At 54.2% G+C, this 8807-nt stretch carries 7 protein-coding genes and 1 pseudogene; all 8 read right to left on the bottom strand.

Annotated features, from left to right (window positions below):
• Window positions 1-56: 56 nt before the first annotated feature.
• Window positions 57-212, bottom strand: coding sequence for a hypothetical protein (locus JX325_RS09470; RefSeq protein ID WP_204790906.1), 156 nt, complete (start codon window positions 210-212; stop codon window positions 57-59).
• 277 nt (window positions 213-489) lie between these two features.
• Window positions 490-1884, bottom strand: a pseudogene (locus JX325_RS09465) (recombinase family protein); the annotation flags it as partial.
• A 139-nt stretch (window positions 1885-2023) separates the two neighbouring features.
• The gene (locus JX325_RS09460) at window positions 2024-2401 is read right to left on the bottom strand and encodes a recombinase family protein (RefSeq protein ID WP_204790905.1); all 378 of its coding nucleotides are present in this window, start codon (window positions 2399-2401) and stop codon (window positions 2024-2026) included.
• On the bottom strand, window positions 2391-4001 hold the full coding sequence (locus JX325_RS09455) for a recombinase family protein (RefSeq protein WP_204790904.1): 1611 nt from the start codon (window positions 3999-4001) through the stop codon (window positions 2391-2393). Before JX325_RS09455 ends, JX325_RS09460 begins: the two co-directional genes overlap by 11 nt.
• Entirely contained in the window at window positions 3998-5701 is a 1704-nt protein-coding gene (locus JX325_RS09450; protein WP_204790903.1) for a recombinase family protein, read from the bottom strand. Before JX325_RS09450 ends, JX325_RS09455 begins: the two co-directional genes overlap by 4 nt.
• A 1-nt stretch (window position 5702) precedes the next feature.
• Window positions 5703-7343: a recombinase family protein gene (locus tag JX325_RS09445; RefSeq protein ID WP_204790902.1), complete on the bottom strand. Its 1641-nt coding sequence runs from the start codon at window positions 7341-7343 to the stop codon at window positions 5703-5705.
• A gap of 133 nt (window positions 7344-7476) precedes the next feature.
• Entirely contained in the window at window positions 7477-7743 is a 267-nt protein-coding gene (locus JX325_RS09440; RefSeq protein ID WP_204790901.1) for a DUF6870 family protein, read from the bottom strand.
• A gap of 68 nt (window positions 7744-7811) precedes the next feature.
• A complete protein-coding gene (locus tag JX325_RS09435; RefSeq protein ID WP_204790900.1) occupies window positions 7812-8672 on the bottom strand; it encodes a DUF6551 family protein in 861 nt (286 codons plus the stop codon).
• Window positions 8673-8807 lie beyond the last annotated feature (135 nt).

The following is an 8807-nucleotide window of genomic DNA, read 5'->3' as shown; positions in this document are numbered from 1 at the left end:
TGACAGAGATACACTTAACTGTCAAGACCTGTTTTCAAATAAAATAACTCGGTCAATTAAGACCGAGCCATCATAAACTGTTTTCGTATTCTGTTGTTTTCTACCTCTCTTTCTGCGTCAGTCATTTTAATCTGACTGACTGTGACCTTGAATCTTCCATATTCAAAAGCTTTAATGACCTCAACCTCTTTTTCCTGCTCGTGTGTACTCATGGTAAACTCTCCTTATTGAAAATTTACCTCGAATACAAAAATGCTTATTTCAACGCCCTTAAAATTTCAACTAGCCTAACACATGAATAAAAAGAAAGGTAGCCAACCCGTTTTAAAGGCTGGCCACCTTCTTTTACTCGTCTTTTAATTCCTCCTTCAGGATGGATATAAATTCTCTGAGAATATCAATTGCCCTGCTGAGCTGGTACAATCCAACTATCAAACATCGCTTGACAATGGTAAACACACCATTGAATAGGGCGCTGGGGGTAAGAAATCAGATTTTCCACTCAAACGACACACGGTCAGCGGTGGCGTGGACCTGGGAGAGAATGATGTCGGCCACCTGCCGTCGGTCGTCGAAGTCGATGTTGTCCCAATTCCCCAGGTGGGAGGACAGGTACTCGATTTTTTGCGGGGAGACGCTTTCAGCGTTCAGCGCGGCAATCTCCTTTATCAGCCCTTGACGGCGGGTGTCCAGCTCCTCAATCTTCCCGTTGGCGTAGGACATCAAAACCGCGCTGGCCCCGGTCAGGGTGTTCAACAGCTTTTCGATCTCGTCCTCCACCTGGGCCAGTTCCACGTTTAAGGCGGTCAGCCTGGGGTTGACTGTCTCGGTCTGGGCGGTCAGTGTTTGGAACTCGGACAGCTTATGCACCATAGCCTCATAGACAAACTGCTCAAACTCTGCCGTCCGAAGCGTCCCGCAGCCCTCGCAGCTCATATTGTCCGCCCGCTTGGTGCAATAAAGGTAGTGGGTTCCGGCCCGGTTGCCCAGGCTTTTCAGCGCCCGCCCACAGTGGCCGCATTTCATCTTTCCGGCCAGCCATGTATTTTTCGGCTTGCGCCCGCCCTGGAACGTGATATTCGCCATCAGCTTTTTCCTGCACCGCAGCCAGGTATCAGCGGGAACAATGCCCTCGCTGGGGGCCAGCACAAGGATTTGATTTTTCAAGTCCTTGTTTTTTCGTTCCTGCACGTCCCGGCCCTGGTAGAGATAGCAGCCGTTGGTCCCGGCGAAGTCCGCCGCCTCGNTNACNACCACGGCCCCCTGCCCCTTGAAGAACTCGTACAGCTCCAGGTCAGCCTGGGCGTAAATGGGGTTGCGGAGCATTTGAGAAATGAAGCCCCGGCGCAGCTCCTTGTCATACACCAGGATGCCCTCCTGGGCGAAGTACCGGGCAATATCTCCGAATGACGTGGACGGCTCGGCGTACATTTCAAACATCAACCGGGCGATATTCGCCGTGTCGGGGTCCGGGATCATCATTTTCGTGCGTATGCCCTGGATGGTGGTGGGCTCCAGCTTGAAGCCGTAGGGGGCCGCGCCGCTCATGTGGAAACCACGCTGGCAACGGGAATAGTAGGCGTCCGTTACCCGCTTCTGGATCGTTTCCCGTTCAAGCTGGGCAAACACAATGCAGATGTTCAGCATGGCCCGGCCCATGGGGGTGGAGGTATCAAACTTTTCCGTAGAGGAAACGAACTCCACATTGTATTGCTGGAACAGCTCCATCATGGTTGCGAAGTCCAGAATAGAACGGCTGATACGGTCCAGCTTGTAGACCACCACCCGGCGGATCAGGCCCCGCTTGATGTCGGCCATTAACTCCTGGAAGCGGGGGCGGTCCGTGTTCTTACCGGAAAATCCCTTGTCCGCCAATGTCAAGCACGGAACAAAAATAAATTGTAAATAAACTATGAACAATGTCGAATATGAGAAATTGGCTCGATTTCATGGCAAGCGAGTTGATTTTGCGAGGGGATTCTCCATCCAAGTCCTCAGATGGAGAATCCCCTTTGTGTTACGTTCAATTTACCCTGCTTGTTTTCATCAGCTCACGCAGTATCTCGGTGGTCATCTGCGGCACAGTGCCGTCAGCACAGACCACCTCAACAAACCAATCTTCTAGCCAGCGCAGATAAGTGTCTGTCTTTCCCACATCCCGCCCCAAGCGGGAGAGGTTTGCTACCAGCAGAAGGTCAATGTCCCCAGCGGCCACCGCGCCGGAAACCTCGGCCAGCCCCCGGCGGGAGAAGTCTAATCCGCTGGCTTGTTCGGCAGTCGTGCCCACAATCTTAAAGCCATGTACTTCCGCATATGCCTCCAGACTGGCCTGTTGAGCCGCCAGCGCGTGTGCGTCAGGGTGTGCGACCCTGCAATAAATCCAGGCTCTTTTATTCTCCATTCTGATGATCTCCTTGCAAATCAAGCATCAGTTTTTTCAACTCGTCCCGGTAATTCCAGACGGTTTCAATTCGCCCACCAGGGTGGATGCGGACCTCTTTCAAAACATCCGCCACAATCTCATCGGTAATTTCCTTCACCTCCAGATACTTCCCAAAAGCAGAAACAAAACCGTTCCGCAAGCTGCCGTCCGTGTCCATATTCTCCAGTGCGGCCTCCAACTCGGTGATCTGGACAGCGGCATCATCCCGCTGTTTTGCGGCGGCAGCTTTTGCGGTGAGATATTCCGCCTTGCTGATCTCGCCCAATGCAAAGGATTCATAGAGGCCGCTGACCTGCTGGGAAAGCCGCTGGTGTTTCTCCCGCAGTCCCGCGAGGTTTTTCCTCGTGGCGGTAATATCCTTTTTCCGGCCCTGGCACTGTTCCTCCCATAACCGGCTCAGTTCCACCGCTATCAACGCCTGCACATGAAGCCCTTCGGACACAGTATCCAGAATGTCCGCTTCGGGTATCCTCTCCCTGCAAGTATAGGCGGAATTCATGCGAGAAGTACGGCACACGAAATACGGCGCTGACCCCTGTACCCGGCTCATGGCATAGCCGCAGATTCCACAGTGGATTTTCTTCTGCAAGGGATGCCTATGATGTTTGACCGCTCTACGTTCCAAGGCTCGTATTGCCGCCTGTGCGCGGTCAAATTCTTCCTGAGTAACAATACCCTCATGAGTATCGTCTACAACAATCCAGTCCTCACGGTCAACCCGAACCACATGGGCATGACCGATCCGGTCACGAGTATGCTTTCCATAGACAATCCTGCCAACATAGCGTTCATCCCGCAGGATGCCGTAAATCAGACTGCCCGTCCAAAAGTTTTCGTCAAACAGGTTGTTCCATTTGGTACGGGTACACCCAGCCGCCCGCTTGTAAAGCATGGGAGTAGGTACGCCCTCCGCGTTGAGCTGTCGTGCAAGCTGTTCCTTCCTCTGGCCGTCCGCCGTCATGAGAAAAATACGCCGCACCGTCTCCGCCGCCTCCGGGTCTATCACAAGGCGGCTTCTGTCAGCCGGGTCCTTGACGTAACCATAGGGAGCAAAAGGGGAAAGAAAGTCTCCCTGCTGGGCGCGGAAACGCTTTGCGCTCCGCACCTTCCGGGACAGGTCCCGGCTGTATAGGTCGTATATGAGGGCCTTAAAGGAGGTTTCCAGGCTGTCAATATCGGCTGGCCGGATGCTGTCAAAGCCATCATTGACGGCGATAAACCGCACTCCCAGGAAGGGGAATACGCTGGAAATGTAGTTGCCGACTGTAAGATAATCACGGCCAAACCGGGATAAATCCTTCACCACGATACATTGGATTTTCCCCGCCCGCACCTGGGCGATCATTGCTTGAAAGCCGGGACGCTCGAAGTTTTTGCCGCTCCATCCGTCATCACAGAACTCGACTACATGGGAATCCGCCAATTCCGGGGTACGGCTGATAACGGCATCCAGCAAGTTTCTCTGGTTCGTGACGCTGTTGGATTCGGTCTTTCCGCTTTCACCTAAATCGTTGTCCTCTGCGGACAGCCGGATATATTTTGCGGTGACGCCACTCATACGGGCACCGCCTCTCCCGCTGCCGCCAACAACCGAAGCAGGGAATTATACTCATCCCGGTAACGGAGCGTAATGCTGACGCGGTTTTCTGCGTCAATCTCCACCCGCTCAATCAGTGCGTGGGCCATGGCCTCCGTCAGCGCGGTTTCTTCCTTGAATTGATCGCAGGCGGTAAGCCAGGGGTTTTCCGTGGTCCGCTGCCGTTCGTCCCTCTGCCGCTGTTCCAGTTCCTCCAACCGGGCCTGCGCCCGCTCCATATCAGAGCGGTACTGCCGCTTCATCTCCGTGTACTCCTGCTCAGTCATCAGCTTGTCGGCGTAATTCTGGTACAAACTGTCATAGAGCATTTCCGCACGTCTGAAAGCCTGCTTCGCGGTGGCAATCTCCCGTTTGGCTTCCGCCTCACGGCTGACCGCCTTTGCGGATTTACTGTACTGGCGCACCAACTTGTCCAGATTTTCAGCCAGGGCGATCTCACGCCGCAAGGTGTCCCAAAGAATTTCAATCAGCTTTGTCTCATGGAAATACTTCTTGGGGCAGGAAGCGGGATGATCGGCATGAGACTGGCAGATATAGACGTAGTAGCGTATCCCCTTGCTGCTGTTCACATTTTTGTAGCGTACCAAGGGCCGCTTGCAGTCCGCGCAGTAGACCAGCTTTCGGAGGATATTGGGGGTGGTCCCCATCGTGTCATATTTCCCCTGCCGCTCGTGGTAAGTGGTTTTGGCTCTTTCAGCCATCTGCTGAACCACCTGAAAGATTTCTTCCTCCACCAGCGGCTTATGGGTATTGCGAACGATCACCCACTCGGATTTTGGTACACGGCAGGTCTTTCTGCCCTCAGAAAGCCCGGATCGTTTCCTTCCCTGCACCATATGTCCCAGGTAAATCTCGCTGGACAGTATGTTCTTAACGGAGCATACATTCCAAATTGTGTTGGCATAGTGTTCGGATTTTGAATTTCCCTTCAAATAGTGATACCGGCCAGGGGAAGGGACGTTCCGCTCGTTCAGCTTCCGGGCAATGCTCTGATAGCTCATGCCGGAGAACCGCCATAGAAACATTTCCCGGACCACCGGCGCAGTCTCCGGGTCCGGCTCAATCCGGTGATGATCGTCAGCGCATTTCTGATAGCCGTAAATCGCCCAGGTTCCGATAAACTCCCCGTTCCGCTGTTTTGCCGCGAATACGGGCAGCAGCTTCCTGGAAATGTCTTTGCTGTAAACCTCGTTGATGATATTTTTCAGCGGCACAATATAGCCGTCCTGGGACCGTTCGGCAGTCAGCGTATCAAAATTATCGTTGACAGCAATAAACCGCACATCCAGAAGTGGGAAAATCCGTTCCAGATAGTTGCCGGTTTCCCGATAGTTGCGGCCAAACCGGGATAAATCCTTGACCACAATGCAGTCCACTTTCCCAGCCCGCACATCCTCCATCAGCCGCTCGAACTCCGGGCGGTCAAAGTTGGTCCCTGTCCGTCCGTTGTCGCAGTAGAGGTCATAGAACTGCATATCCGGCTGGCTGTCAATGTAGCTCTGAATCAATTCCTGCTGATTGATAATCGTGTCCGCTCCGGGCTTTCCGCTGTCCTCCACCGACAGCCGGACATAGCCGCCCGCCTGATATACCCGCTTGGGCTTTTCTTCGGGGACCGCTACCGGCAGAATGGGATTGACCTTGCGTTTCGTCCTCGCCACCTCAGACCGCCTCCCTTCCAGGAAGGGCTGCTTGCCGGAGCAAATCTACCTGCCACTGAAATTCATCGTGCCAGCGGTAGACAATCTCAACCTTGCGATCACGGAAAATCAGAATGCGCTCAATCAAAGAAACAATCATCGTGCGGTCCAGAGCGTCAATGTTCTGGTACTTGCGAAACTGCTCTATCCAGTCCCGGCCTTCAGAGAGATTGCCCATTTCCCGGCTCATTTCCTCTTGAATGGCCTCGGCCTGTTCCTCTGCCTCGGCGCGGCGGCGGGAGTAGGTCTTTTTTAAGTCCTGGTATTCGTTCCTGTCGATCACGCCGTCAGCAAGGCTTTCATAGAGGGAGCGCAAAAGGGCCTGATTGCGGTCGATTTCTTCCCGCTTCTTCTCCAAACGGCCTTGCAGTTTCCGCATTCCTGCCTGCTGAAGCTGGGCCGTGTCGGTCAGTTCCAGCAGGTCAGAGAGGTCGATCACGTCTTGAATGTGCTTTTTCAAAGCCTCCAATACAATCTCGTTCAGCACCTCCACCCGCAGGGAGTGAGCAAAGCAGCTCTTTTCGTTCTTGTGGGCGGCGCAGACGTAATAGACATACTTCTTCTTGCCGGAGGAAACCGTCTTGCGGATCATGGCCCCGCCGCACTCGCCACAGTTCACCATACCGGAAAACAGTTCCACCGCCCTGCCGCTGACGCTGGTGCGGGTGTCCAAGGCAAGCACCTTCTGGATCGTCTCAAAGTCGTAGCGGTCAATAATGGCCTCGTGGCAGTTTTCCACCACCGCCCATTCCTCACGGGGCTTCACCACCAGCCGCTTCACCCGGTAGCTGGGGGTGGTCACGCGCCCCTGCTCCAACACGCCGATGTAGACCGGATTTTTCAGAATCCGCAGCACCATCCCGGCATCCCACACGGATTCCTCTTTCAGCCGGAAGGACGTGGAGTAGCGCATCCCCTGGGACCGCTTGTAGTCCATGGGAGTGAGGATGCCCTCCGCCGTCAGGCGGTCAGCTATATCGCCCGCGCTGATCCCTTCCAGCTTCCATTTGAAAATGTCCCGCACCACACCGGCGGCGTATTCATCTACCAGCAAGCGGTGGCGGTTCTCCGGGTCCTTCCGATAGCCAAAAACAGCAAAAGAGCCAATGAAATCTCCGCGCTGGCGTTTGATTTCAAGCTGGCTCCGTGTTTTCACCGAGGTATCCCGGCAATATGCCTCGTTTATGAGGTTTTTGAACGGGATGACCAGCTCATCAGATTCCTCGTTGCTGTGCAGGCTGTCATAGTTGTCGTTGATTGCGATAAAACGCACACCCAGGAAAGGAAATAACTGTTCCAGATATTCCCCCACACCCAAGTGGTCCCTGCCGAAGCGGGACAAATCCTTGACCACGATGCAGTTAATCTTGCCAGCCTTGACCTCGGCCATCATCTCATGAAATGCCGGACGGTCAAAATTGGACCCTGTGTAGCCGTCATCCACTTTCATGCCGCACTCCCGCAATTCCGGGTGGCGCGTCATGTAGTCACGGATCAAATCCTTCTGACCCGTGACGCTGTTGCTTTCCTCCTTGTCGCCGTCCTCGCGGGACAGGCGAACGTAACCGCAGGTATTCCATACCTGTTCAGCGGAAATTTTCATATTCTTCTCTCCTAATTGTTAAAGTCAATCAGCAAAACACTTTAACAACCAGGGGAGCGCCGGTTTGTCCTGTTGCCGCCATATTAACATAACTTCCCGGCAATGTCCAGAGTGTTTTGCAAAAAAGTTTGTGTCAGCATTTGGAGCGTATGTAGGAGAGCATCCGGTCCTCCAGGGTTACATCCGTGTCGGTAAAACTGACCTTCACAACATATTTCCCGTGGCGGTAGCAGTAGGGATTACCGATCTGCCGGATGAAGTCCAGAATCCGCTCCTGCTTGGGCAAATCGGTGTTGACCTTCACTTCCCGAATATCCCGCAGTCCGGCGGGGTCCACTGTCCGAATATCCACATTCTGCATAGCCTTGATCTGTTCCATGGTATAAGCACACGGTTCCATGTTTGTACCTCCTCTGCGATGAATCAACACCGCCGCAGACCTCCCGGCCTGCGGCGATTTGTGATGTATCAGCCCTTGAAGCGGTAAGGGAGCTTGCGGCCTCCGCGCTGCTGGCTGTTGTACTTACTGAGAATGACACGGGCAAACCGCAGGGCGGCTTTATTGGTGGAGAAGTCCACCTTGCCGCGCCGGATGATCTCATCCGGGTCAACGGCGGACAGCCGCTTGATAAACGTCTGATCTACCAGCTCCGTCTCATAGGTCTTGACGAATAGAGCCATGCCGGAGAAGATGGACGCTTTAAGGGAGTTGGGGGTCCCATGCCACGCCCCGGCAATCAGGCCCAGCATACGGGAGAAGGCCGCACCGCCCAGGAGCCGGTAGGCGTTGATAACGGCGCGGGTGGTGGAAATTTCAAAGGGTTCTCCGGTGGGCCGGTCCAGTGCCCAAGTAAAGCCAGCGTCCTCTACCCGCTGCTTCACATCAATGATCTCTGCATTTGCGCCGGATTCTACCAGGGCCTTGGTCGCATGACCCAGCCGCAGTTTTCCTCTGGTCTGGTCCAGCATATAGTACAGCTCGGCCTCCTGCTCATAGGTCAGGCCGGTGTAGATGATGCAGGGGACGATCACATCCCCGCCACCCGCCATCTTTCGCATAGCGGCGATCCGGTGTTGGCCGTCCACTACGTTAAAGTTGCCGTCCCGGAAGCTGACCACAATGGGGGTCAGCAGACAGGGGTTCCACTTGGCGATCAGCTTGTCCACATCCTCCGTCTCCACGGGCCGCTGATAGGGTAGGCCGGAGGTCAGCTTTGCAGTGGAGAGGTCACGGCTCACGCCAGGGTTGTGGTACTTCACTTCGGGGATGGTGGTCTGACGCTCCAAAGGCTCTGTTTTGGAGGCATGACGTTTTTTTCGATAGCTCATTTGTTCATAGTCCTTTCCATTAGATTTAATAAATCCTCCATGGCGGAGAAAATAGTGGCGAACCTCTGCCGGACAAAATTAAATTGCACCGGGGATATGCTGGGAAATACAACTGTGCAGAAGGGGTCGTTATAC

This window comes from Oscillibacter sp. CU971 (assembly GCF_905219725.1).
Classification (GTDB): Bacteria; Bacillota; Clostridia; order Oscillospirales; family Oscillospiraceae; genus Oscillibacter.
This window is presented reverse-complemented; position numbering and strand designations above follow the sequence as displayed.